This is a genomic window from Erwinia sp. AnSW2-5, assembly GCF_045107195.1.
In the GTDB taxonomy this organism is placed as follows: domain Bacteria; phylum Pseudomonadota; class Gammaproteobacteria; order Enterobacterales; family Enterobacteriaceae; genus Erwinia.
In genome coordinates, this window is the sequence record NZ_JBJGXA010000037.1 from 48,261 (window position 1) to 72,336 (window position 24,076).

26 protein-coding genes are annotated in these 24,076 nt (G+C 54.3%); 12 read left to right on the plus strand and 14 right to left on the minus strand.

The genetic code is table 11. The features are described from left to right. The 7 genes from murG (at nucleotide 1) to lpxC (ending at nucleotide 7,914) form a co-directional block, all read left to right on the plus strand. Nucleotides 1-1,059 carry an undecaprenyldiphospho-muramoylpentapeptide beta-N-acetylglucosaminyltransferase gene (gene murG / locus ACFL9S_RS21140; RefSeq protein ID WP_405263822.1) on the plus strand — a complete coding sequence of 353 codons (1,059 nt, stop codon included), beginning with the start codon at nucleotides 1-3 and terminating at the stop codon, nucleotides 1,057-1,059. A gap of 76 nt (nucleotides 1,060-1,135) precedes the next feature. Further along, nucleotides 1,136-2,611, plus strand: a complete 1,476-nt coding sequence (gene murC / locus ACFL9S_RS21145; protein ID WP_133842300.1) for a UDP-N-acetylmuramate--L-alanine ligase — start codon at nucleotides 1,136-1,138, stop codon at nucleotides 2,609-2,611. Next, nucleotides 2,604-3,524, plus strand: coding sequence for a D-alanine--D-alanine ligase (locus ACFL9S_RS21150; RefSeq protein WP_405263823.1), 921 nt, complete (start codon nucleotides 2,604-2,606; stop codon nucleotides 3,522-3,524). Before murC ends, ACFL9S_RS21150 begins: the two co-directional genes overlap by 8 nt. Nucleotide 3,525: 1 nt before the next feature. Beyond that, entirely contained in the window at nucleotides 3,526-4,383 is an 858-nt protein-coding gene (ftsQ, locus tag ACFL9S_RS21155) for a cell division protein FtsQ (RefSeq protein ID WP_405263824.1), read from the plus strand. Then, nucleotides 4,380-5,636 carry a cell division protein FtsA gene (gene ftsA, locus ACFL9S_RS21160; protein WP_048914885.1) on the plus strand — a complete coding sequence of 419 codons (1,257 nt, stop codon included), beginning with the start codon at nucleotides 4,380-4,382 and terminating at the stop codon, nucleotides 5,634-5,636. Before ftsQ ends, ftsA begins: the two co-directional genes overlap by 4 nt. Nucleotides 5,637-5,738: 102 nt before the next feature. After that, nucleotides 5,739-6,893: a cell division protein FtsZ gene (gene ftsZ / locus ACFL9S_RS21165; RefSeq protein WP_405263825.1), complete on the plus strand. Its 1,155-nt coding sequence runs from the start codon at nucleotides 5,739-5,741 to the stop codon at nucleotides 6,891-6,893. 103 nt (nucleotides 6,894-6,996) lie between these two features. Next, a complete protein-coding gene (lpxC, locus tag ACFL9S_RS21170; protein ID WP_405263826.1) occupies nucleotides 6,997-7,914 on the plus strand; it encodes a UDP-3-O-acyl-N-acetylglucosamine deacetylase in 918 nt (305 codons plus the stop codon). 8 nt (nucleotides 7,915-7,922) lie between these two features. Here the strand turns inward: lpxC and ACFL9S_RS21175 are convergent, their stop codons facing one another. Further along, the gene (locus ACFL9S_RS21175; RefSeq protein WP_405263827.1) at nucleotides 7,923-8,438 is read right to left on the minus strand and encodes a DUF721 domain-containing protein; all 516 of its coding nucleotides are present in this window, start codon (nucleotides 8,436-8,438) and stop codon (nucleotides 7,923-7,925) included. A gap of 21 nt (nucleotides 8,439-8,459) precedes the next feature. Here ACFL9S_RS21175 and secM point away from each other — a divergent pair, with 21 nt between their 5' ends. Together secM and secA are read left to right on the plus strand one after the other, a co-directional pair. Then, the gene (secM, locus tag ACFL9S_RS21180) at nucleotides 8,460-8,957 is read left to right on the plus strand and encodes a secA translation cis-regulator SecM (protein WP_405263828.1); all 498 of its coding nucleotides are present in this window, start codon (nucleotides 8,460-8,462) and stop codon (nucleotides 8,955-8,957) included. Nucleotides 8,958-9,035: 78 nt separating this feature from the next. Next, the gene (secA, locus tag ACFL9S_RS21185; RefSeq protein WP_405263829.1) at nucleotides 9,036-11,741 is read left to right on the plus strand and encodes a preprotein translocase subunit SecA; all 2,706 of its coding nucleotides are present in this window, start codon (nucleotides 9,036-9,038) and stop codon (nucleotides 11,739-11,741) included. Nucleotides 11,742-11,790: 49 nt separating this feature from the next. Here the strand turns inward: secA and ACFL9S_RS21190 are convergent, their stop codons facing one another. Continuing rightward, on the minus strand, nucleotides 11,791-12,582 hold the full coding sequence (locus ACFL9S_RS21190; protein WP_405263830.1) for a prepilin peptidase: 792 nt from the start codon (nucleotides 12,580-12,582) through the stop codon (nucleotides 11,791-11,793). A 206-nt stretch (nucleotides 12,583-12,788) separates the two neighbouring features. On the opposite strand from ACFL9S_RS21190, the gene mutT reads away from it, so the two are divergent. Next, entirely contained in the window at nucleotides 12,789-13,178 is a 390-nt protein-coding gene (gene mutT, locus ACFL9S_RS21195) for an 8-oxo-dGTP diphosphatase MutT (protein WP_405263831.1), read from the plus strand. A 3-nt stretch (nucleotides 13,179-13,181) separates the two neighbouring features. On the opposite strand, the gene yacG is transcribed toward mutT, so the two are convergent. The 3 genes from yacG to coaE are packed head-to-tail and all read right to left on the minus strand — an operon-like array spanning nucleotide 13,182 to nucleotide 14,755. Beyond that, the gene (yacG, locus tag ACFL9S_RS21200; protein ID WP_405263832.1) at nucleotides 13,182-13,385 is read right to left on the minus strand and encodes a DNA gyrase inhibitor YacG; all 204 of its coding nucleotides are present in this window, start codon (nucleotides 13,383-13,385) and stop codon (nucleotides 13,182-13,184) included. A gap of 10 nt (nucleotides 13,386-13,395) precedes the next feature. Continuing rightward, on the minus strand, nucleotides 13,396-14,139 hold the full coding sequence (gene zapD, locus ACFL9S_RS21205) for a cell division protein ZapD (protein WP_405263833.1): 744 nt from the start codon (nucleotides 14,137-14,139) through the stop codon (nucleotides 13,396-13,398). A 4-nt stretch (nucleotides 14,140-14,143) separates the two neighbouring features. Then, nucleotides 14,144-14,755, minus strand: coding sequence for a dephospho-CoA kinase (gene coaE, locus ACFL9S_RS21210; protein WP_405263834.1), 612 nt, complete (start codon nucleotides 14,753-14,755; stop codon nucleotides 14,144-14,146). Between the two features lie 249 nt (nucleotides 14,756-15,004). Here coaE and ACFL9S_RS21215 point away from each other — a divergent pair, with 249 nt between their 5' ends. Then, entirely contained in the window at nucleotides 15,005-16,045 is a 1,041-nt protein-coding gene (locus ACFL9S_RS21215; RefSeq protein ID WP_405263835.1) for a GMP reductase, read from the plus strand. A 54-nt stretch (nucleotides 16,046-16,099) separates the two neighbouring features. Here the strand turns inward: ACFL9S_RS21215 and hofC are convergent, their stop codons facing one another. The 6 genes from hofC to ACFL9S_RS21245 form a co-directional block, all read right to left on the minus strand. Beyond that, complete coding sequence (gene hofC / locus ACFL9S_RS21220) at nucleotides 16,100-17,299, minus strand: protein transport protein HofC (protein WP_405263836.1); 1,200 nt, start codon at nucleotides 17,297-17,299, stop codon at nucleotides 16,100-16,102. Next, complete coding sequence (gene gspE / locus ACFL9S_RS21225; RefSeq protein WP_405263837.1) at nucleotides 17,292-18,689, minus strand: type II secretion system protein GspE; 1,398 nt, start codon at nucleotides 18,687-18,689, stop codon at nucleotides 17,292-17,294. The genes hofC and gspE overlap by 8 nt, the downstream gene beginning before the upstream one ends. Next, nucleotides 18,686-19,129 carry a prepilin peptidase-dependent pilin gene (ppdD, locus tag ACFL9S_RS21230; protein WP_405263838.1) on the minus strand — a complete coding sequence of 148 codons (444 nt, stop codon included), beginning with the start codon at nucleotides 19,127-19,129 and terminating at the stop codon, nucleotides 18,686-18,688. Before ppdD ends, gspE begins: the two co-directional genes overlap by 4 nt. A 242-nt stretch (nucleotides 19,130-19,371) precedes the next feature. Next, nucleotides 19,372-20,262 carry a carboxylating nicotinate-nucleotide diphosphorylase gene (nadC, locus tag ACFL9S_RS21235; RefSeq protein ID WP_405263840.1) on the minus strand — a complete coding sequence of 297 codons (891 nt, stop codon included), beginning with the start codon at nucleotides 20,260-20,262 and terminating at the stop codon, nucleotides 19,372-19,374. A gap of 87 nt (nucleotides 20,263-20,349) precedes the next feature. Beyond that, nucleotides 20,350-20,742, minus strand: a complete 393-nt coding sequence (locus ACFL9S_RS21240) for a tautomerase family protein (protein WP_405263841.1) — start codon at nucleotides 20,740-20,742, stop codon at nucleotides 20,350-20,352. A 5-nt stretch (nucleotides 20,743-20,747) separates the two neighbouring features. Next, complete coding sequence (locus tag ACFL9S_RS21245) at nucleotides 20,748-21,068, minus strand: carboxymuconolactone decarboxylase family protein (RefSeq protein WP_405263843.1); 321 nt, start codon at nucleotides 21,066-21,068, stop codon at nucleotides 20,748-20,750. Nucleotides 21,069-21,172: 104 nt separating this feature from the next. Between ACFL9S_RS21245 and ACFL9S_RS21250 the strand changes: the two genes are divergently transcribed. Beyond that, nucleotides 21,173-22,084 (plus strand): LysR substrate-binding domain-containing protein, encoded by a 912-nt coding sequence (locus ACFL9S_RS21250; RefSeq protein WP_405263845.1) that lies wholly within the window; start codon nucleotides 21,173-21,175, stop codon nucleotides 22,082-22,084. On the opposite strand, the gene ACFL9S_RS21255 is transcribed toward ACFL9S_RS21250, so the two are convergent. The 3 genes from ACFL9S_RS21255 to ACFL9S_RS21265 all read right to left on the minus strand — a co-directional run bounded on the left by ACFL9S_RS21255 (nucleotide 22,071) and on the right by ACFL9S_RS21265 (nucleotide 23,953). Then, nucleotides 22,071-22,730, minus strand: coding sequence for an anti-sigma factor domain-containing protein (locus ACFL9S_RS21255; RefSeq protein ID WP_405263847.1), 660 nt, complete (start codon nucleotides 22,728-22,730; stop codon nucleotides 22,071-22,073). The two genes, ACFL9S_RS21250 and ACFL9S_RS21255, sit on opposite strands and share 14 nt — an antisense overlap. After that, complete coding sequence (locus ACFL9S_RS21260; RefSeq protein WP_405263848.1) at nucleotides 22,727-23,272, minus strand: RNA polymerase sigma factor; 546 nt, start codon at nucleotides 23,270-23,272, stop codon at nucleotides 22,727-22,729. The genes ACFL9S_RS21255 and ACFL9S_RS21260 overlap by 4 nt, the downstream gene beginning before the upstream one ends. 123 nt (nucleotides 23,273-23,395) lie before the next feature. Next, nucleotides 23,396-23,953: a fasciclin domain-containing protein gene (locus tag ACFL9S_RS21265; protein WP_405263849.1), complete on the minus strand. Its 558-nt coding sequence runs from the start codon at nucleotides 23,951-23,953 to the stop codon at nucleotides 23,396-23,398. Nucleotides 23,954-24,076: the final 123 nt, after the last annotated feature.

The following is a 24,076-nucleotide window of genomic DNA, read 5'->3' on the forward strand; positions in this document are numbered from 1 at the left end:
ATGAGTGGAAAGCGACTGATGGTGATGGCTGGCGGTACCGGAGGGCATGTATTTCCCGGGCTGGCAGTGGCACATCATCTGATGGCACAGGGCTGGCAGGTGCGCTGGCTGGGTACCGCTGACCGAATGGAAGCGGACTTAGTGCCGAAGCATGGTATCGACATTGATTTTATCCGCATCAGCGGACTGCGTGGCAAAGGGTTTAAAGCATTACTTGCTGCGCCATTGCGTATCTTCAACGCCTGGCGTCAGGCGCGGGCGATTATGAAAGCCTGGAAGCCGGATGTCGTACTGGGAATGGGCGGTTATGTTTCCGGTCCCGGTGGCCTGGCGGCCTGGAGTTGTGGCATCCCGGTGGTGCTACACGAACAGAACGGCATTGCCGGATTAACCAACAAATGGCTGGCAAAGATTGCCACCACCGTGATGCAGGCGTTTCCTGGCGCATTTCCTCAAGCGGAAGTGGTGGGTAACCCGGTGCGGACCGATGTGCTGGCACTGCCGTTACCAGCAGTGCGTTTAGCCGGGCGCGAAGGCCCAACCCGCATACTGGTTATCGGCGGCAGTCAGGGCGCACGTGTGCTCAACCAGACGATGCCTCAGGTGGCAGAGTTGCTGGGCGATGACATCAGCTTGTGGCATCAGGTGGGCAAGGGCGCGCTTGACGCAGTGAATCAGCATTACGCGCGTGTGAACCAGACGCAACATCGGGTGTCGGAGTTTATCGACGATATGGCGAGTGCTTACGCCTGGGCCGATGTTGTGGTCTGTCGTTCCGGCGCGTTGACCGTCAGTGAAGTGGCGGCAGCAGGGTTACCGGCGGTCTTCGTGCCATTCCAGCATAAAGATCGTCAGCAGTACTGGAATGCCCTGCCGCTTGAGCAGGCCGGGGCGGCCAAAATTTACGAGCAGCCGGAGTTCACCGCTGAGGTGGTGGCTGCGACGCTGGCACGCTGGGATCGTGCAACGTTATTGCAGATGGCTGAAAAAGCTCGCGCGGTGGCGATCCCGGATGCCACTGAGCGTGTCGCGGCTGAAGTTAGCAAAGCGGCAAAATGATTTCCAGAGGGCGGGTCAACCCGACCCAAAATTGTAAGGGTTGGTTACGCCCAACCCGCAGCAACACAGGTAAGAGATGAATACACAGCAACTGGCAAAACTGCGTTCGATCGTGCCCGAGATGCGTCGCGTCCGGCACATTCACTTTGTTGGCATCGGTGGTGCTGGCATGGGTGGTATTGCCGAAGTGTTAGCGAACGAAGGTTATGAAATCAGTGGGTCAGATCTGGCACCGAATGCGGTGACGCAGCATCTGAGCGCACTGGGGGCGACCATTTACTTTAACCATCGCCCGGAAAACGTCAGTGATGCCAGCGTCGTGGTTGTGTCCACCGCGGTATCGCAGGACAACCCGGAAGTGGTGGCTGCACGTGAAGCTCGTATCCCGGTGATCCGCCGCGCGGAAATGCTGGCTGAACTCATGCGCTTTCGTCATGGGATTGCGATTGCCGGTACGCATGGCAAGACGACCACCACTGCGATGGTGTCGAGCATTTACGCTGAAGGCGGCCTCGACCCGACGTTTGTTAATGGTGGCCTGGTAAAAGCGGCTGGGACGCATGCGCGCCTTGGCAGCAGCCGCTACCTGATCGCAGAAGCCGATGAGAGCGATGCGTCGTTCCTGCATTTGCAGCCGATGGTGGCGATTGTCACGAATATCGAAGCCGATCATATGGATACCTACCAGGGCGACTTCGAAAATTTAAAGCAGACGTTTATAAATTTTCTGCATAATTTGCCGTTTTATGGACGCGCCGTGTTGTGTGTCGATGATGCGGTGATCCGTGATTTGATCCCACGCGTGGGTCGCCAGATCACCACTTACGGCTTTAGCGATGACGCCGATGTGCGCGTTGAGAACTACGAACAGCGCGGTGCACGCGGGCACTTTACCCTGGTGCGCCATGATAAACCGCTGATGCACGTTACGCTGAATGCGCCGGGCCGACACAATGCGCTGAATGCAGCAGCTGCGGTGGCAGTGGCGACCGAAGAGAACATTGAGGATGAAGATATTCTCAGTGCGCTGGAGAGCTTCCAGGGTACCGGACGTCGCTTTGACTTCCTGGGTGAGTATCCGGTGACTGACGCGAAGGGCCAGAGCGGTACCGCGATGCTGGTGGATGATTATGGCCACCATCCAACGGAAGTGGACGTCACGATCAAAGCAGCACGTGCGGGATGGCCGGATAAAAATCTGGTGATGATCTTCCAGCCGCACCGCTATACCCGTACTCGCGATTTATACGATGATTTTGCTAATGTTTTGTCGCAGGTTGATGTGTTGTTGATGCTCGATGTCTATGCGGCTGGCGAATCGCCGATCCCTGGTGCAGACAGCCGCTCCCTGTGCCGCACGATCCGTGGTCGTGGCAAGGTTGACCCTATCCTGGTCTCTGACCACGATGCGGTATTGGAAATGCTGTTGCCAAAACTGTCCGGCAACGATCTGATTCTGGTCCAGGGGGCCGGTAACGTTGGGCGTATTGCCCGCACTTTGTCCGAGCAAAAGTTACAACTGCAGACGATTAATGAGGAACATCATGGCTGAGAAAGTAGCGGTATTGCTGGGTGGAACCTCCGCAGAACGTGACGTATCGCTGTTATCTGGCGCTGCGGTACTGAAAGGTTTGCAGGAAGCGGGCATTGATGCACATCCGGTCGATATCCGTGACGTCCCTGTTTTACAACTGAAAGAACAGGGCTTTGATAAAGCCTTTATCGCCCTGCATGGCCGTGGCGGTGAAGATGGAACATTGCAGGGCGTGTTGGAATTTCTCAACATTCCTTACACCGGCAGTGGTGTTATGGCGTCGGCTATCACCATGGACAAACTGCGCAGTAAGTATCTGTGGCAGGGCTGTGGTTTACCGGTTTCGCCATTTGTCGCCCTGACGCGTAAACAGATGGATGAAGGCCTGACGCCTGAGGAACTGGCCAGCATCGATGCGCTGGGCCTGCCGCTGTTCGTCAAGCCGAGCCGTGAAGGTTCGAGCGTAGGTATCTCGCGGGTAAATGAAGCGTATCAATTCCCTGCTGCGCTGGATGAAGCTTTCCGTCATGACGATGAAGTGCTGGTAGAAGCATTTCTTAGCGGGCCGGAGTATACGGTGGGCGTGATTGGTGAAGAAATCTTACCGTCTATCCGTATTCAGACTGCCAGTGAGTTCTATGACTATGAGGCAAAATACATTTCTGACGATACTCAATACTTCTGTCCATCTGGGCTGAGTGCGGAGCAGGAAGTGGAATTAAGTGAACTGGTGACTGCGGCATGGCGTGCACTGGGTTGCAGCGGCTGGGGCCGTGTTGATGTGATGATGGGTGGCGACGGGCGTTTCTACCTGCTGGAAGTGAATACTTCCCCAGGAATGACCAGCCACAGTCTGGTGCCAATGGCGGCAAAACAGGCTGGCATGAGCTTTTCACAGTTGGTGACGCGCATTTTGGAACTGGCCGACTGATATGTCTCAGGCTGCTCTGAATGTCCGCAACCGTGAAGCGCAGGAAAATGCACGCACCGGGACCGGGCGCAGTAACGGTTCGCGCCTTGCCGGGATCGTTTTCCTGCTGATGGTCATCGGTGTGATGCTGGCGGGTGGTTTTGTGGTGCTGAAGTGGATGAACGATGCTTCCAGGCTTCCGCTGTCGAAGTTGGTGGTCACCGGACAGACGCATTACACCACTAACGATGACATCCGCCAGGCGATTTTGTCGCTGGGTGAACCCGGCACGTTTATGTCACAGGATGTGGACGTTATTCAGCAACAGATTGAACGCTTACCGTGGATCCAACAGGTGAGTGTACGTAAGCAGTGGCCGGACGAATTAAAAATTCATCTGGTTGAGTATGTCCCGGTTGCACGCTGGAATGATGTGCATATGGTTGATGCAGAGGGGAAATCGTTTAGCGTCCCGGCCAGTCATATCGGCAAAGAAGTGATGCCGATGCTATATGGCCCTGAAGGCAGCGAGTCCGAAGTGTTAACCGGCTTCCACCAGATGAGTGATGTTCTGGCGGCCAGTAAATTGAAATTGAAAGCGGCATCCATGACCGCACGGCGTTCATGGCAGTTGGTGTTACAGGATGATATCCGGCTTGAGCTGGGGCGAAACGAAGACATGAAGCGGCTGCAACGCTTCATCGAGTTATACCCTACTCTGCAAAAGCAGGCCCAGTTGGATAACAAGCTTATTACCTACGTTGATCTGCGTTATGACTCGGGCGCAGCAGTAGGATGGGCACCGGCACCTATCGCGGCCGCTGACAGTAATCAGCAACAGCAACAAACTCAGGCACAGGCACAGGCTAAACAACAATGATCAAGTCGACGGACAGAAAACTGGTAGTTGGACTCGAGATAGGCACCGCGAAGGTGGCCGCCCTGGTAGGGGAAGTTCTGCCTGATGGCATGGTGAATATTATCGGGGTGGGCAGTTGCCCGTCTCGTGGGATGGATAAAGGCGGGGTCAATGACCTGGAGTCGGTAGTCAAATGCGTTCAGCGTGCTATCGACCAAGCCGAACTGATGGCTGATTGCCAGATTTCGTCGGTTTACCTTGCATTATCGGGCAAACATATCAGTTGTCAGAACGAAATAGGGATGGTTCCTATTTCCGAAGAGGAAGTGACACAGGAAGATGTGGAGAATGTGGTACACACCGCGAAATCCGTCCGTGTTCGTGATGAACACCGCATCCTCCATGTTATTCCGCAAGAATATGCGATCGACTATCAGGAAGGGATCAAAAATCCGGTTGGATTATCCGGGGTGCGCATGCAGGCGAAAGTGCATCTGATCACCTGTCACAATGATATGGCGAAGAACATCGTCAAAGCGGTAGAACGCTGTGGTTTGAAAGTAGATCAGTTGATTTTCGCCGGGTTGGCTTCCAGCTTTGCCGTGTTGACTGAAGATGAGCGCGAGCTGGGCGTCTGCGTCGTTGACGTGGGTGGCGGCACAATGGATATCGCCGTATATACCGGTGGTGCATTGCGCCACACCAAAGTTATTCCGTACGCGGGTAACGTGGTCACCAGCGATATCGCCTACGCCTTCGGCACGCCGCCGACCGACGCAGAAGCGATTAAAGTGCGCCACGGCTGTGCGCTGGGTTCCATTGTCGGTAAAGACGAAAATGTGGAAGTGCCAAGTGTGGGGGGCCGTCCGCCACGTAGCCTGCAACGTCAAACGCTGGCAGAGGTCATTGAACCGCGTTACACCGAGCTGCTTAATCTGGTTAACGACGAAATCCTGCAATTGCAGGAGCAGCTTCGCCAGCAGGGCGTTAAACATCACCTCGCGGCCGGTATCGTACTGACCGGCGGCGCGGCACAGATTGAAGGATTGGCGGCTTGCGCACAGCGTGTGTTCCACACGCAGGTACGCATCGGACAGCCGCTGAATATCACGGGATTAACGGATTACGCGCAGGAGCCTTACTACTCAACGGCGGTTGGCTTACTGCACTACGGAAAAGAATCTCACCTTAACGGTGAGGCAGAAGTAGAAAAAAGAGCCTCAGTGGGTAATTGGTTCAAGAAAATCAACAGCTGGCTGAGAAAAGAGTTTTAATTTTTACCAAAGGGGATCATGCTGTACCTAAGCAATTATTAAGTTGCAGGTATAGACTTTTTAGTGATCTCCAGGCGAACAGGCACATAACGGAGAGAAATTATGTTTGAACCTATGGAATTAACCAACGATGCGGTGATTAAAGTCATCGGCGTCGGCGGCGGCGGCGGTAACGCTGTTGAGCATATGGTGCGTGAGCGTATTGAAGGCGTTGAGTTCTTCGCGGTAAATACTGATGCACAGGCACTGCGCAAAACGGCAGTAGGCCAGACCATTCAGATTGGTAATGGCATTACTAAAGGCCTGGGTGCGGGTGCAAACCCGGAAGTGGGCCGTAACTCTGCAGAAGAAGATCGTGAAGCATTGCGTCAGGCACTGGAAGGTGCAGACATGGTGTTTATCGCCGCAGGTATGGGTGGTGGTACCGGTACGGGTGCTGCGCCGGTTGTGGCGGAAGTGGCTAAAGAACTCGGCATCCTGACCGTTGCTGTGGTGACTAAGCCCTTCAATTTTGAAGGCAAGAAGCGCATGGCGTTTGCCGAGCAGGGTATCGCAGAGCTGTCTAAGCATGTCGATTCTCTGATCACTATTCCAAACGACAAACTGCTGAAAGTGCTGGGGCGTGGGATTTCACTGCTGGATGCATTCGGCGCGGCTAACGACGTGCTGAAAGGTGCAGTGCAGGGTATCGCAGAACTGATTACTCGCCCTGGCCTGATGAATGTCGACTTTGCTGACGTGCGCACCGTGATGTCCGAAATGGGCTACGCGATGATGGGTTCTGGCGTGGCGTGCGGCGAAGACCGTGCGGAAGAAGCGGCTGAAATGGCGATTTCCAGCCCACTGCTGGAAGATATCGATCTGTCAGGCGCTCGTGGTGTGTTGGTTAACATCACGGCTGGCTTTGACCTGCGTCTGGATGAGTTCGAAACTGTGGGTAACACTATCCGTGCTTTCGCCTCTGACAACGCCACCGTGGTTATCGGTACATCCCTTGACCCGGAAATGAACGACGAGCTGCGTGTCACCGTCGTGGCAACCGGCATTGGCATGGACAAACGTCCAGAAATTACGCTGGTTACCAGCAAACAAACCCCCCAGCCGCTGATGGATAACCGTTATCAGCAGCATGGAATAGCCCCGTTGTCACAGGAACAAAAACCTGCTGCTAAAGTGGTGAATGATCCGGGTGCACAGACGAACAAAGAGCCTGACTATCTGGATATTCCAGCCTTCCTGCGTAAGCAGGCAGACTAAGAATAACCCGAGAAATTGGGATTCTTCGCTCTTTGTGTTAAAGTGTTTGCCCGTCAGTGAAGTAGACTGACGGTCGGATGACTAATTTTTGCGAGATAATACGATGATCAAACAACGGACATTAAAACGTATTGTTCAGACGACTGGCGTCGGTTTACACACCGGCAAAAAAGTCATGCTGACGTTACGCCCTGCGCCGGCTAATACCGGGGTCATCTATCGTCGCACTGACTTGAATCCACCGGTTGATTTCCCGGCTGATGCCAAATCCGTGCGTGATACCATGCTCTGTACTTGCCTGGTTAATGAGCATGACGTACGTATTTCAACGGTCGAACATCTGAATGCAGCCCTTGCGGGACTCGGCATTGATAATATCGTGGTGGAAGTGAACGCGCCTGAAATTCCTATTATGGATGGCAGCGCCGCACCCTTTATTTATCTGCTGATGGACGCGGGTATTGAAGAACTGAATAGCGCTAAGAAATTTGTTCGCATCAAGCAGCCTGTCCGGGTTGAAGATGGCGACAAATGGGCTGAGCTTACGCCGCACAATGGTTTCTCACTGGACTTCACCATTGATTTTAACCACCCGGCAATTGACTCCAGCTCGCAGCGCTACCGCATGGACTTCTCTGCAGACGCCTTTGCGCGTCAGATCAGCCGTGCTCGTACGTTTGGCTTTATGCGTGACATCGAAGCATTGCAGTCCCGTGGCCTGTGCCTTGGTGGCAGCTTTGACTGTGCAATCGTGGTGGATGATTACCGCGTATTGAACGAAGATGGTCTGCGCTTTGAAGACGAGTTCGTCCGTCACAAAATGCTGGATGCGATCGGCGACCTGTACATGTGTGGCCATAACATCATTGGTGCGTTTACCGCATTCAAATCGGGTCATGCGCTGAACAACAAGCTGTTACAGGCTGTTCTGGCGAAACAGGAAGCCTGGGAATGGGCAACGTTTGAAGACGAAGCTGCACTCCCGGTGAAATTCAAGGCACCAAATCTGGTTCTGGCGTAAGCCTGAGCCTACTTATTACGACTGGTTGAGCTGGTACCTTCTCCGGCCAGTGAGGCCAGTCGTTCTAATATTTTCTTCAGCTTTTCCGGGCTCTGGCTCGCGACACTTCGTAAAATTTCTGCACTGTGCTCACTAATCTGCCGTATCGGCGGTTTTTCTGCGTCCTTTGCCTGATTGCTTCTTTCTTGTACATATTCCTGACCTTTTGCCGCCAGCGAAGGATTTATCCTGATGTCGATTGACGTCAATGATGGTAATATTTGCGCACGTAATGCTGACAGCAGACTGGATTGTTCATAGCGTAAGCGCATTAACCAGCTGGCGTTGGCTGTTTCGATGACCAGAATCCCCTGACGGAAGTTTGCCACACGGCACCAGGGATGCAGTTGAGCGGGGATAATACCCTGCACTGCGCGATTCAACTTGTTCAGGGCGATGGCACGTTGCTGCACGTTTTGTAGCACGCTCTGGTCCTGAGCCATATCGAAAAAACTTTCAATTGATTGTGGGCGACTATCTCGCATAGCAAACTCCGGCGGAACACAGTGATCGGTATTCTTAATCGTTGGCGACAATTTGGCATACGGTATTTCTGGCCGCATCTCCTGTTGGGGATGGTCGCGGCGAGTCTTGGCCTGCCTAACGCATCAGCGCACGATCGCACTACCTTAGCAGAAACCTCTGCGCGAAGCCTGGATATTGGCCCCGCTGCGCGCTTTGACAGCCAGGCGCTGCTTGAGAGCGTCCGTCGTCCATCACTCAGCGTTGACTACTGGCATCAGCATGCGATTCGTACGGTCATCCGCCACCTCTCATTTACGCTGACAACGTCGGTGTCACCAGTCGTTACCGAGCAACCCCATCAAGCCCATAAACTGGCGCTGCTGGATACGCTGAATGCACTGCTGACCCACGAAGCAAAACCGCCAGTCATTATTCGCTATACGGCACAGCGTCAGGTTGAAGCCGCACCTCGTCATCAAACCGGCCTGTGGCTGGCCCAGGTTCAGGGAATCCGTGCCGGACCCGTTCTCATCTCTTAATTCATAAAAATCTGTCTGTTTAAAATCAAACATTAAGTGTCCATCGTTATTCACGGTGGCTGAGAGAAATTATTTATTATGTTAACCAAATTATTAACCAAAGTTTTTGGTAGCAGTAACGACCGCACGCTGCGTCGTATGCGCAAATCTGTAGACCTGATCAATAAGATGGAACCGGATTTCGAGAAGCTGTCTGATGAAGAGCTGAAAGCGAAAACCGTTGAGTTCCGTGCGCGTCTGGAAAAAGGCGAAGAGCTGGACAGTCTGATCCCGGAAGCTTTTGCGACCGTGCGTGAATCCAGTAAACGTGTGTTCGGTATGCGTCACTTCGACGTGCAGCTGCTCGGTGGTATGGTTCTGAACGATCGCTGCATCGCGGAAATGCGTACCGGTGAAGGTAAAACCCTGACCGCAACCCTGCCTGCTTACCTCAACGCGTTAAGTGGCAAGGGCGTTCACGTCGTTACCGTCAACGACTATCTGGCCCAGCGCGATGCCGAAAATAACCGTGCCCTGTTTGAGTTCCTCGGCCTGAGCATCGGTATCAACCTGCCAGGCATGCCAGCCCCGGCCAAGCGTGCCGCTTATGCTGCTGATATTACCTACGGCACTAACAACGAATACGGCTTTGACTACCTGCGCGACAACATGGCGTTTAGCCCGGAAGACCGCGTACAGCGTAAGCTGAACTATGCGCTGGTGGATGAAGTTGACTCCATCCTGATTGATGAAGCACGTACTCCGTTGATTATCTCCGGCCCTGCTGAAGACAGCTCTGAGCTGTATATCAAAGTGAACAAAATCATCCCGAACCTGATCCGTCAGGAAAAAGAAGATTCTGACAGCTTCCAGGGTGAAGGCCATTTCTCTGTTGATGAGAAATCGCGTCAGGTTCACCTGACCGAACGCGGCCTGGTGGCGGTTGAAGAACTGATGGTCAGCGAAGGGATTATGGCCGAGGGAGAATCTCTCTACTCGCCAGGCAATATCATGATGATGCACCATGTGACCGCTGCACTGCGCGCCCACGTGTTGTTCACCCGTGATGTTGACTACATCGTGAAAGATGGCGAAGTGATCATCGTTGATGAACATACCGGCCGTACCATGCAGGGCCGTCGTTGGTCTGATGGTCTGCACCAGGCGGTAGAAGCCAAAGAAGGCGTGGAAATTCAGAATGAGAACCAGACGCTGGCTTCAATCACCTTCCAGAACTACTTCCGTCTGTATAACAAACTGGCCGGGATGACCGGTACTGCCGATACCGAAGCATTTGAATTCAGCTCTATCTACAAGCTGGATACCATCGTGGTACCAACCAACCGCCCAATGGTACGTAAGGATCTACCCGATCTGGTCTATATGACGGAAATGGAGAAGATCGGCGCGATCATCGAAGACATCCGCGAACGTACCGCTAACGGCCAGCCAGTGCTGGTCGGGACCATCTCGATTGAGAAATCGGAAGTGGTGTCTGACGAACTGACCAAAGCAGGCATCAAACACGAAGTGCTGAACGCCAAATTCCACGCCCGTGAAGCCGATATCGTCTCACAGGCGGGTCAGCCAGCGGCGGTCACCATCGCGACTAACATGGCCGGTCGTGGTACCGACATCGTGCTGGGCGGCAGCTGGCAGTCAGAGATTGCCGCCATCGAAGAGCCGACGGCTGAGCAAATTGAGACCATTAAGAGTGCGTGGAAAATTCGTCACGATGCTGTTCTGGCATCAGGCGGCCTGCATATCATCGGTACTGAGCGTCATGAATCACGCCGTATCGATAACCAGCTGCGCGGCCGTTCAGGTCGTCAGGGTGACCACGGTTCATCCCGCTTCTACCTGTCTATGGAAGATGCGTTGATGCGTATCTTCGCCTCAGACCGCGTGACCAACATGATGCGTAAACTGGGTATGAAGCCGGGCGAAGCTATTGAGCATCCATGGGTGACCAAAGCCATTGCCAATGCCCAGCGTAAAGTAGAAAGCCGCAACTTCGATATCCGTAAGCAACTGCTGGAATACGATGACGTTGCCAGCGATCAGCGCCGTGCGATCTATACGCAGCGTAATGAATTGCTCGATGTGTCTGATGTGTCAGAAACCATCGCCAGCATTCGCGAGGATGTCTTTAAAACCACCATTGATAGCTACATTCCGCCACAGTCTCTGGAAGAAATGTGGGATGTTGCTGGTTTGCAGGAGCGCCTGAGCAACGATTTCGACCTCAATCTGCCGATTCAGGAATGGCTGGATAAAGAGCCAGAGTTGCATGAAGAGACGCTGCGTAACCGCATCATGGACAACGCGAAAGAGCAGTATCAGCGTAAAGAAGAAGTGGTTGGCATTGAAATGATGCGCAACTTCGAGAAAGGCGTGATGCTGCAAACGCTGGACTCCCTGTGGAAAGAGCACCTGGCGGCAATGGACTACCTGCGTCAGGGCATCCATCTGCGCGGCTATGCGCAGAAAGATCCTAAGCAGGAATACAAACGTGAGTCCTTCGCGATGTTCGCGGCGATGCTGGAATCACTGAAGTATGAAGTGATCAGCACCCTGAGCAAAGTTCAGGTGCGTATGCCGGAAGAAGTTGAGCAGATGGAAGAACAGCGTCGTCTGGAATCTGAACGCCTTGCGCAGCAGCAGCAGTTGAGCCACGTAGATGCCGATACTGAAGCAGCACAGTCTCTGGCTGAACAGACCGGTGAACGTAAAGTCGGGCGCAATGACCTGTGCCCGTGCGGCTCTGGTAAAAAATACAAGCAGTGTCACGGTCGCCTGGCGTAATTAGCCGCGAACGAGAACATCAGGGGCCGGAGATTTTCCGGCCCTTTTTTTATGTGTTTTGCCAAAGAAACAGTAGCCAGATCGCCGTGGCCAGCGCCGGACCAAAGGGTAGACGTGCTGAGAGTGGGCGCTTAACCAGCAGACGTGCCAGCATGAAAACAGCAATACCCAGAGATGAAGCCAGTAATAGCAGCGGCGGAAGGGCTTGCCATCCCAGCCATGCACCTCCGGCAGCCAGTAGTTTCGCATCCCCTCTGCCCAACCCCTCTTCACCACGTACTATCTGATAACACCACGCCAGTAGCCAGAATAACCCATAACCTAACGCGGCACCGGCAATCCCCTGTTCCAGAGACACTGAGGGCAGTACTCCGGCAAGATGACACAGCAGACCCGCCCATAACAAAGAAAGTGTCAGGCTGTCCGGTAACAAAAAATGCATGCTGTCGATGATTGCCAGCGCCAGCAATAGCCAGCTCAGCAGTAATGCGGCCAACAACAGCGGTCCGGCAGGCAGTTGGCCAGCGAGCAGAAGTGTTATCAGCAGTGACAGACCTTCGATGGCGGGGTAACGCCAGGAGATGGCTTCCCGGCAGCCCCTACAGCGCCCGTGCAACCACAGCCAACTAAGCAGAGGAATATTATCGCCCACCGTCAGCGATATCTGACAGTGTGGGCAGTAAGAACGTGGAAACCCCAGGTTGAACAGGTGTGGGTCGTTCCGCTTCATCATCAGCGGAAGCCGGAAAACCACCACATTCAGCAGGCTGCCCACACAGAGTCCAGACATCACCAGCAACACCCAGTAAATCCATACTGATTCCGTGGCAAATTGCATCATTATTTCCTCCCTCTCTCCATGATGCTGCGCACTATAGCGCTGGATGCAGAGTGAAGGGCAGGGCTGCATACATTTTCACCACGTTACATTTCAGTGATGCGGCGAGGCTCGATCTTTCTGATCTTACCCGTTTAACAACTTGTCATTGAGGGGCAACGCTGGAATAGTGGCGGGAAAAATAAGTCAGCCAGTGAAGTGAGGAAAACATGAAGCACCTGCAAGTGGCCGTTGGCATTATCCGCAAAGACGGAGAGATTTTTTTAGCACAGCGCTCCGCGGACTCTTATATGGCCAACCGATGGGAGTTTCCTGGTGGGAAAATGGAGGAGGGCGAAACACCAGAACAGGCGCTGAAACGTGAGTTGCTGGAGGAAACGGGCATCGAGGTCGTGAACGCGACGGCGTACGATACTATCGATCACACCTACGACGATTTGCGCGTTACGCTGCACTTTTTCATCGTCGATCGCTGGAATGGCGAGCCCTGGGGGCGTGAAGGTCAGCCACAGCGCTGGGTCAGGCAGAGTGAGCTGGATGCGGAGGCGTTCCCCCCCGCAAACATTGAGATTGTTGCGCGGCTGAAAGCCAGCGCTTAATGATCACTCGCGATCAAATGGTTGCTCGCTCCAGTCATCGCTGTCAGTCTGGTCACCGCTGCTGGGGATACGTTTCTCTTCAGCGGCCCATTCACCCAGGTCAATTAACTGGCAGCGTTTGCTGCAGAACGGCCTCCAGGTACTGAGTGCATCCCAGATAACCTTTTTACTACAGGTCGGGCAGTTCACTACGGTTACATCATTCATTACACTTACCTTAACAACAGGCCAGCTCGAAATCGAAGCGGGCAGGAACCTCACCACGTTCGCTGTCCAGCGGCAGAAAACGGATGGCATAACGGCTTTTATGGCCAGAGATCTGAGGGTATAGCGCATCATCCAGGCGGAGTTTCATGCGCAGCAGGTCAGCCCCTTCCGCATTATCCTGGAAGAAACCGTTCAGACTGGTGTGATTACGGAATATCCCTGACTGGCGGATGAGGTCGAGGATTATCGTCAGCGCCTGCTGTATCGGTACTAACGAAGTCATCCAGGTTGTCACCTGCTGGTCACGTAGATGTTGTTCAATATGAAGCCAGATATGTAGCGTAGGCAGATCAAAGCTGCAGCAGCCACCTGGAATGCTGAGGCGTTGGCGTACCAGCGCGATCAGGCGCTCTTCACGCAGAAGTTGGCCCATGCGGGGGGCTGCCATCAATGCGGCGCCAAAGCTTTTAAGATCGCTGCGCAGAGTGTCTATACGCGCCATATCTACGCCAGGCACTTCTGCCCAGCTCATCAGTTTTTGCTGCTGACGTTCGAGTTCTTTCAGAATGTCTGTACGGAGTTCACCGCGTTCAAAGACGTCCAGTAGTTCGGCAGCATTACGGAAGAAGGTCAGGGCACCCAAATGGTCGGTAATTTTCTGGCTGGCAGTAAGTTGTTTTAGTAAAAATTCGATACGCAGCCAGGTGCGCATTTTCTCATTCAGAGGATGCTCAAATAGAACCATTGTACTCATACTTTTAATCCCGATAGCTTGCCGCAGCCAGCGTCAGATAACGTTGGTTGAGTTCGGCAACGTGTGCGATCACCATCTCAGGCGATCCGCAGTTATCAATAATATCATCCGCTACTGCCAGACGTGCGTCGCGCGTCGCCTGTGCAGCAAGAATATTTTCAGCCTGTTCACGGCTAATGTTATCACGGCTCATGGTCCGGGCCAGCTGCGTTTCACGGTCTACATCGACCACCAGTACCCGGTCAGCCAGATGCTGCAAATTATTCTCCACCAGCAGGGGAACCACCCACAGACACCATAGTGACTGGGTTAATGCTAGCTGCTGTCGGGTTTCTGCATGAATAAGAGGATGTAACAAATTATCAATCCAGCGCTTTTCCTCTGGAGAACTGAAAATTTTCTGGCGTAATGCCGGCCGATTTAACGAGCCATCCGGGTGCAAAACATCATCGCCAAATCGGCTATGAATGGCGGTTAGCGCGGGCTGGCCCTTTTCCACCACCTGACGTGCGATAACATCCGCATCGACAATATCAATCCCCAGTGCGGCAAAGGCATTCGCAATGGTGCTTTTTCCGCTGCCGATACCACCGGTCAGCGCTACGGTATAGCGCATATGTCTTGATTCTCTCTGCCTTGTCGCACTGGGATTTGCGCGGTGAGGGCAAATTTGAGGTACAGATCACAAGACAAATTTACAGGTAAATTTCTCGAATTGTAGCCTAAATAAATCAAATTTCGCAGTCTTGTAGGCGCGTTTTTAGCGCGTATGATAGCGTCACTGGAGCGGGTCATTCGCTTATGACCGAAAGTGCTGCCCGCAGAGTGCGTTATTGCACCAACGCCATCAACCAGGAAATCTGTTATGCGTATCGAAGAAGATATTAAGTTAGGCTTCAAAGATGTTCTTATCCGGCCAAAGCGTTCAACGCTGCAAAGCCGTTCTCAGGTTGAGCTGGAGCGTCAGTTTACCTTCAAGCACTCAGATATTGCCTGGTCAGGCGTACCGATTATTGCCGCGAATATGGATACCGTCGGTACCTTCAGCATGGCGGAAGCGCTGGCCTCATTCGATATTCTTACCGCAGTACATAAGCATTACAGCGTTGAGCAGTGGCGGGCATTTGTTGAGCGTTCCACGCCTGCCGTGCTTCAGCATGTCATGGTGTCGACGGGTACGTCCGAGGCAGACTTCCTGAAGTTACAGCAAATTCTCGCGTTATCACCGTCACTCAATTTTATCTGTATCGATGTGGCTAACGGCTACTCTGAGCACTTTGTTGCTTTCCTACGACGCGCACGCGAAGCCTGTCCGGGGAAAACCATCTGTGCTGGAAACGTTGTCACGGGTGAAATGGTCGAGGAGCTGATCCTCTCCGGGGCGGATATTGTGAAAGTCGGTATCGGTCCAGGTTCTGTCTGTACCACCCGAGTGAAAACGGGTGTTGGCTATCCGCAGCTGTCTGCCGTTATTGAATGCGCCGATGCGGCGCATGGACTGGGCGGGCAAATTGTGAGTGATGGCGGCTGTTCGGTGCCTGGCGATGTCGCGAAAGCCTTCGGCGGCGGGGCCGATTTTGTCATGCTTGGCGGTATGCTGGCAGCCCATGATGAATGTGAAGGGACGCTGGTCGAAGAGAACGGTGAACAATTTATGCTGTTCTACGGCATGAGTTCAGAGTCCGCCATGAAGCGCCATGTGGGTGGCGTGGCGCAGTACCGCGCAGCAGAAGGTAAAACCGTTAAGTTGCCGCTGCGTGGTCCTGTTGAGTTTACCGCGCGGGATATCCTTGGCGGCCTGCGTTCAGCCTGTACCTATGTGGGAGCTGAACGATTGAAAGAACTGACCAAGCGCACGACGTTTATCCGCGTTAATGAGCAGGAAAACCGCATTTTTAACCGATAAAAATAGCCATTAACGCTACCAGTGCCCCCGGCCAACCGGACGGGGGCATCGCCTTTAACCCAGCGCATCTCCTAATCGGAAAACGGGCAGATACATCGCCACCACCAGCGTGCCAACAATGCCCCCAATGACCACCATCATTAATGGCTCAAGTGCAGCGGCCAACTGGTCGGCCAGCTGGTGTGTCTTCTGTTCATGCCAGTTTGCCAGCCTTTCCAGCAGCGTATCCAGTGAACCTGACTCTTCGCCCACCTTGATCAGCTGATAACACAGTGGGGTGAACAGTGCATGCGACTTCAGCGCCTGATGTAACGGATTACCGGCGGCGATATGTTGCTGCAACTGCATGATGGCCTCGCGCCACAGAAGGGGTGAAAGTGTTTTCTCAACCGCTTCAAGGCTTTGCAGCAGCGTCAGCCCTGCACGCTGGGTCATGGAGAGTGTGGTAAATATCTGGCTCAACAGGCTGCCCTGATACAGCGCGGCAACCAGCGGTAATCTGAGTAACAGACGCTGTTCGCAACGCTGCCAGGCCTCGGATTTCCTGCGCTGAACGTTCGAGAAAATAGCGATGCTGACGATGAACACTATGAATATCAGTGCCTGTTGCTGCATGACCTGAGAAACGGCAATGACCGCGGCGGTAAAGGCGGGAAGTGGCGCGTTAAAGGTGCGGTAAATCTCTACAAACTCCGGTAACACAAACACCAGCATCCCAATACTGACCAGCAGGGCGACCGCCAGAATAAAGAGGGGATAGCGCAGTGCTTTTTTCACTTTCAGTTGTAGCTGTTGCTGCCGTTCTTGCTGGCTTGACAATTGCTGGCAGCACTCATCCAATTCTCCGGTCAGTTCGCCGATGTGCACCAGCGCCGGGAACAGCGGTGGGAAAACATCTGGCCATTCAGCCAGGGCCTGTGAGAAGGGTTCTCCGGCTGAAATGCTCTGTTGAAGCCGCAATAGAAGTGCCTGCCAGCCGGGTTCAGGATGATCTTCGCCCAGCAGCTGCAAACTGCCCGTCAGCGGAATGCCCGCTTTCAGTAGTGTAGCCAGTTGGCGGACGAACGCGTTCTTTTGTTGCCACTGCCAGTGACGCGGAGCATAACTGCGGCCACGTGTGATCTTTAGCGGAAGCTGATGGAGAGCCGCAAGATCCTCGGCAATCTGCCCGGTGCTGGTGGCAAAACTGCTGCCCTGATGCAACTGCCCATCGTCATCAATGGACTGCCAGCGAAAAAGTGCTCGTTTATTCATCGTTATCACCCGCTACACGGGTTAACTCTTCCAGCGTGGTATCGCCACGATTCACGCAGTGAAGCCCCTCAACAAACAGTGAGTTCAGTCCCTGCTGACGTGCAATGTCTGCCAGTTCCTCCGGGCGTGCTGATTTTGCCAGAGCATTTTGCATTCGTGCAGTAATTGGCAGCAGCTCAAACAGTGGCAAACGGCCATAGAAACCAGAAAAGCAGTGTTCACAGCCCACTGCACGCCAGTTCTGCACGGTGCCTGGCCAGAGATGAGGCGGGAAATTGGCTGTCGCTTCTGCGGGCTGGCGGCAGTGTTTGCACAGCTTGCGCACCAGACGTTGGGCAATCACCAGTTTGAGCGCAGAGGCCAGCAGATAGCCCGGCACACCCATCTGCCCCAGGCGTACCAGTGTTTCAGTGGTGGAGTTAGTATGCAGAGTCGACAGCACCAGATGCCCGGTTTGAGCGGCTTTAACAGCGATCTCAGCGGTTTCTCCGTCGCGGATCTCACCGATCATAATGACATCGGGATCCTGGCGCAGCAGTGCGCGTAATACGCGATGGAAATCCAGACCGGACCGGGCATGAATCTGGGTCTGATTGACGCCAGCCAGGGGGATCTCCACCGGATCTTCCACGCTGCACAGATTACGTGTGGCAACATTTAGCCAGCTAAGGCCACTGTAAAGTGTGAATGTTTTCCCACTCCCGGTGGGACCGGTGACCAGAATCATACCCTGCGGACGTGACAATGCATCGCGGTAGCGCTTGAGAAGCGGGCCGGGCATACCGATATTCTCCAGTGCAATCGTCCGGGTATCGCTTTGCAACAGGCGTACCACCGCTTTTTCACCGAAGCGGGTGGGCAACGTCGAGAGGCGAAATGACTCCGTATTATTGCTCAGGGGCAGAGAGAACTGCCCGTCCTGCGGAACCCGGCGTTCCGCAATATCCAGGCCAGCCAGAATTTTAAGCCGCGCGATGAGCGGTGCGCTGTTTTCAAACCCTGTTACCGGCAGCAGTTGCATGACACCATCGACGCGTAAACGCAGACGCAATCCATTTTCCTGTGGTTCGATATGCAGGTCAGAGGCGCGTTTTTGCAGTGCCTGTGCCAGCAGATGATCAATTTTTTCTACTGCTGAGCCGCTATATTCTTCAGGAGTGGGTTCCTGTGCGGCAGTGGTTATTGTCTGTCGGGAAAACTGCTCCAGCCTTGCCTGCGGCCAGCACTCGACATTAATTGCGCTATGCGTAGCGAAGCGTAATTCAGTCATCATTTCGTGACTCGGCGAATCTGCCAGCGCAATGTGAAGTCGCAGCGGACTGCATTCAATAATCACGGCCTGGTAACGCTGGCAGATCGCCTCCAGCGCCCGCTGTGTTTCAACTGTCATGGCGTCTCCTCCTCATCAAAACGGAACACATCCTGACAGGCGTCCTTCAGTCCGGTATTGGTACTGCTACAATTGCGCTGCCAGCTTAACTGACCGTCATTGCTATTCCACTGAGGCGTCAGTTTCACACTCAGCCCCAGGAGGCTCTCCTGGCCGGTAAGGGTTATGACACCTGCATTGGTGGTCAGCGCTGAAACATAGCGTGAGGTCCGTTCAGCCGGCACGCCGTGGCTCCCCGCGCTACAGTTTCCGCTGCCACCGCGTTCAATAGCGCACAGTTCGACGGCGGTTTTATACGGCATCGCCGTTTGCAGCATATCGGTGAGTGCGGCTTTTTGCAGATAGCCCTGGTAAGCGGGCAGGCCGATGGCGCTGAGAATGGCAATAATAGCGATGACGATCATCAGCTCGATCAGGGTAAAGCCCCGTTGGTAGTTCATGGCAAACCTCCTTGTGTATTGAGGCTGGCAACATAATCCGGGGGTGGGGGGGCTAGCCAGCGGCAAACTGCCGCTTTCAGAGGAGGGGCGTAAAGAGTTTTGTGTCGTTACATCGAGTTGCCGGGGAGCCTGAAGCCGTCTCGCAAAACTGAAACGCAGACAGAAAAAAGGCCAGCACGGTTGGCTGGCCTGGGGTACAACGTGGCACTGGCTGAAGCGATATCTCTTCAGCGTCGTTACCCTTAGCGAAAGCGCATCGACAGGTCGAGGGCACGCACATGTTTGGTGAGAGCACCCACGGAAATATAGTCCACGCCGGTTTCGGCAAAGGTCCGCAGAGTTTTATCCGTCACATTGCCCGAGACTTCCAGCAGGGCGCGGCCATTGCTCAACGTGACGGCTTTACGCATCTGTTCAACGGTAAAGTTGTCCAGCATCACGATGTCGGCACCGGCCTGCAACGCCTGTTCCAGCTCGCCCAGCGATTCAACTTCCACCTCTACCGGCACATCCGGGCGCAGCCAGGAGGCTTTCTCGACCGCTTTGGCGATCGAGCCACAGGCAATAATATGGTTCTCTTTGATCAGAAACGCATCGGACAAACCCAGGCGATGGTTCGCACCGCCGCCGCACAGCACGGCATACTTCAGCGCGGTACGCAGCCCTGGCAGTGTTTTACGCGTGTCGAGCAGCTGCGTGCGCGTGCCTTCCAGCAGGGCAACGTAGCGGCTGACTTCTGTTGCTACACCGGAGAGTGTTTGCACAAAGTTCAGCGCGGTGCGTTCAGCCGTGAGGATCAACGGCGCCGGGCCGGTGACTTCAAACAGGATCTGATCGGCGGTGATCGCATCACCATCCTCAACGCGCCAGGTAATTTGCGCTTTGTCGCCCAACTGGATAAACACCTCTTCCACCCAGCGTTTACCGCAAAAAATACCGGGTTCGCGCGTGATGACCACCGCGTGAGACAGAGTGTCGGCAGACAGCAGGCTGGCGGTAATGTCATTGCAGGGATTGATTTCCCCGCCCAGATCTTCACGCAGCGCCTGGGCAACGCCAGGGGGAATATCGTCTTTAATACGGCCCATTAATTCAGCTCGGCGGCTGTCCGGATCGTAACGGCGGGAGGTCATGATCAAACTCCGAAAGGTCGGATAACAGAGGCTGACATGCTAGCGTGTTTACTGCGCCCATGCCAGCCACCGGCACGCGATCATCCGTCATTCTCCATTGGCCAGTGAAAAGGCATTACCGCTGGCAAAAGACCAGTCCTCAGGCTGCGTAAAGCTCAGGGTGACCATTACATCCTCCGGGCGTACCGACAGCTCAGTGGCCAGCCGATGTACTAGGTGATGATAAAACTGCTGTTTTTGCTGTGTGGAGCGGGGCCGGCCGGCAGTGATATGGAACCAGATAAATCCCTCAGAGCGTGGGCCACCAAGATAGTGGCGCGAGAACACGCGCTGGCCTGGCGCATATTCATCCAGCAGCTGAAAACAGTCGTCTGGAGGGACGCCGAAGAAATCGACCAAGGTGCGGTGCAGAATTTCAGACAAGGTCTGGCGGAAAACGGGCGTTGTGCCTGCGCGCAGGGCAATGCGGCTGAAAGGCATGTTGGCTACTCCTGAGGTTGATGGCTGGGCTGGGGCAACTGGCTGAGCCCTGATACGGCGGCGGGCCAGCCGCAGTAGAACGCCAGGTGCGTCATCACTTCGGCCAGTTCGGCGTTACTGAGACCATGTTGCCGGGCAAAATCCAGGTGCCAGGGTAGCTGCTGGTCACGGCCGAGGGCGACTAACGTGGCCACGGTGATCAGGCTGCGTTCTCGCTTACTCAGCTCCGGTCTCTGCCAGATCGTGCCGAACAGTGTCTGCTCGGTAATCGCTGCCAGCGTGGGGGCGACGCTGGCCAGGCTGTGGCGGTCAAGCGGTGTGGTCATGTTGCTGTTCCTGTATGGAGGGAGAAGTCAGCAGCATATAACGCAAAAATAGTTTATAAAATCGCATAGATTGGTATCGATAATCCCGAAAAACAGGATGGTTAATGCAGCCGTTTAAACGTATGACTTTCGATCTGGACGCGCTACGCACGTTTGTTCTCGGTATTGAACTGGGGAGTTTTGCGCAGGCGGCCGATCGCCTGAACCGTTCGACCTCTGCCGTCAGCGCGCAGCTAAAAAAACTGGAACAGCAAACGGGGTTACTCCTGTTGCAGAAAAGCGGACGGCGCCTGATGCTCACCGACGATGGTGAACTGCTGATGGCCTACGGGCGGCGCCTGCTGGCGCTTAATGATGAAGCGTTTAGCGCTCTGTCCGGGCGGGAGATTGCTGGCAGCGTGCGCATTGGGCTACAGGAGGATTTCGGCGAGACGTTGCTGCCAGAGCTGCTGGGGCAGTTTTCCCGTGCACATCCTCTGATACAGATCTCCGCGCGCATCGGGCGTAACAGTGAATTGCTTCAGGGGATCCGTCAGGGAGAGTTGGATCTGGCGCTGTGCTGGCAGAGTGAGGAAACGTCACGTTTTACGCAGCCGCTTACGGCTGTACCGCTGTGCTGGATAGGTTGTGATGGGCCGCAGTTTACGCAGTGGATAGAACAGGGTGATGTTTTGCCGCTGCTGCTGTTTGAGGCACCCTGTGTGATGCGGACCCGCGCTATTGATGCACTGGATCATGCCGCCATCCCGTGGCGGGTGGCATTTACCAGCCGAAGTCTGAGTGGTATCTGGGCCGCTGCTGCTGCCGGGTTGGGTGTCACGCTGCGTAGTGAGTTTGGCCTGCCTGCCGGGCTACAGCGATTGCAACATCCGCTGCTGCCGCAGGTGGCTGATTTAGGCCTGGTGCTGCATCTGGGGCAGGAGATTTTACCCCCTGCCGCCACACGTTTACGCGAAATGCTGCTCGCACAGCTGGCCCCGGCGCTGCCGCAGGCCAGCATCGCTATAGCTGGGTAATTTTACCGCTGTACAGTACAGGGCCGGTCGGCTGTCCGGTTGGCGAGCCGCCGCGAGGTTCAAGACTGATTGCCAGCGTTGGCATTCGGGCGAGCTGAATTTCCGTCACGGATACCTTCTGAAGGGTTGCATGATCAATCACCCCAAGCGATTGTGGTTTTTCCCCTGGCGGGATCAGCCACAGCTGCAAGCTGCGATCGGGCTGCACCACAGAGGCATTGATGGCCTGGACGGTAAGCTGCGTTTTATCCTGGCTCAGGCTGACCACCCAGGAGCCTTGCTGGCTGTCGCCGTTAAGGACGGCAACGGCCTGCGGTAGCGGAGGCACAGTAAACTGGTTATACAGCAATGCGCCGGCAAACGAGGCGGCCAGCGCCCAGCCGAGCCACGGCCAGCGCGCACTGCTTCCACGTGTTTTATCAGCAGGAAGCCCACGGGCGATGCGTTGCCACACCGCTTCCGGTGGTGTAACAGGAGTAACCCGCTGATCCAGTTCAGAGAATGAGTTCTGCCAACGGCTGACTTCTGCTACCAGTGCAGGCTCCTTGTCCAGACGACGGGCAAAACGCTGGCGTGCTGCACCGCGCAGGGTGCCAAGGGCATATTCTGCGGCCAGTGCTGAGTCGAAATCGCGTCTGCTTTTCATATGCCCACACAATCTTTTAGTTGAGTTAATGCGCGGCGGATCCAGCTTTTAATGGTTCCGGCAGGCTGCTCCAGGTGCAGTGCAATCTCACTGTGCGACAACCCCTGGTAATACGCCAGCGTGATGCTTTGCCGCTGTTCAGACGACAGCTGTGTCATACACTCTGCCAGCCTGCGCGACTCCGAGCCTGAAGGTAACTCTGTTGGTGCATGGTCAACATCGAGAAGGGTGTCATCCTCTTCCAGTTCTTCAACTCGGTTATCCTGCAGACGCAGATAATCAATAGCGCGATTGCGCACAATATTGGTGAGCCAGGTCTTGGGGGCACTGAGCGCCGGGTCAAAGCTGCCAGCACGCTGCCAGACAGTAAGGAAGCTGTCATGCAGTACCTCTTCTGCCCAGTCGCGCCGGCGTGTCATCCGCAGTGCAATGGCAAAAAGGTAAGGTGAATAACGGTGATAGGTCGCTTCAAAAGCCCGTTTATCGCCGGCCGCAATGGCCTTCATTAATAAAATCTGGCTATCTGTTACATCGTCCGTCATGAAACATCCTGAAAAAAGAGGTGCAGAAGGCGTATGAAAAAACCAGCTGCACCAATTATATACCCTTTATTTTAACATCAGCGGGTATATTTAATTTTTCCATTGGTCTCGGTACCAGATGAATTAAGGCATCAGTACCGTATCAATGACATCAATCACGCCATTTTTTTGTTGCACGTCATAGGTGCTGATATTGGCAACATTGCCTTTATCGTCTTTTACCTGAATATTGTGTGGCCCATTCATCATCAGCCAAATCGGAGCACCATTTACGGTTTTCAGCTCAGTGCTGCCGTTGCCCTGTTTGATTTTTTTCACCAGCGTCTTCATATCGTACTTCCCGGCCACCACGTGGTAGGTCAGTACGCTGGTCAGTGTGGCTTTGTTTTCCGGTTTCAGCAGGTTATCAACCGTACCAGCTGGCAGTTTAGCGAAAGCGGCATTGGTGGGGGCGAAGACGGTGAACGGGCCGGGGCCTTGCAGTGTATCCGCCAGGCCTGCAGCTTTCACGGCAGCGACAAGCGTGGTGTGATCTTTTGAGTTCAGAGCATTCTCAACAATATTATGGGAAGGGAGCATAGCGGCCCCACCCACCATCACGGTATTCTGGGACATCTCAGCCATTGAAGCGGCGCTGAACAACACTGAGGCACACAGAGCGGTACGGATAAATGTTTTCATGATGAATTCCTTTGGGTAAGAGTAGGCATTTTTGCCTTACATATTCCCGTCATGTTTGAAGCGGCAACGGCATGAGCATTCTCGGATGCTGGCCTGCTGTGACCCCAACTATGCTGGTTATAT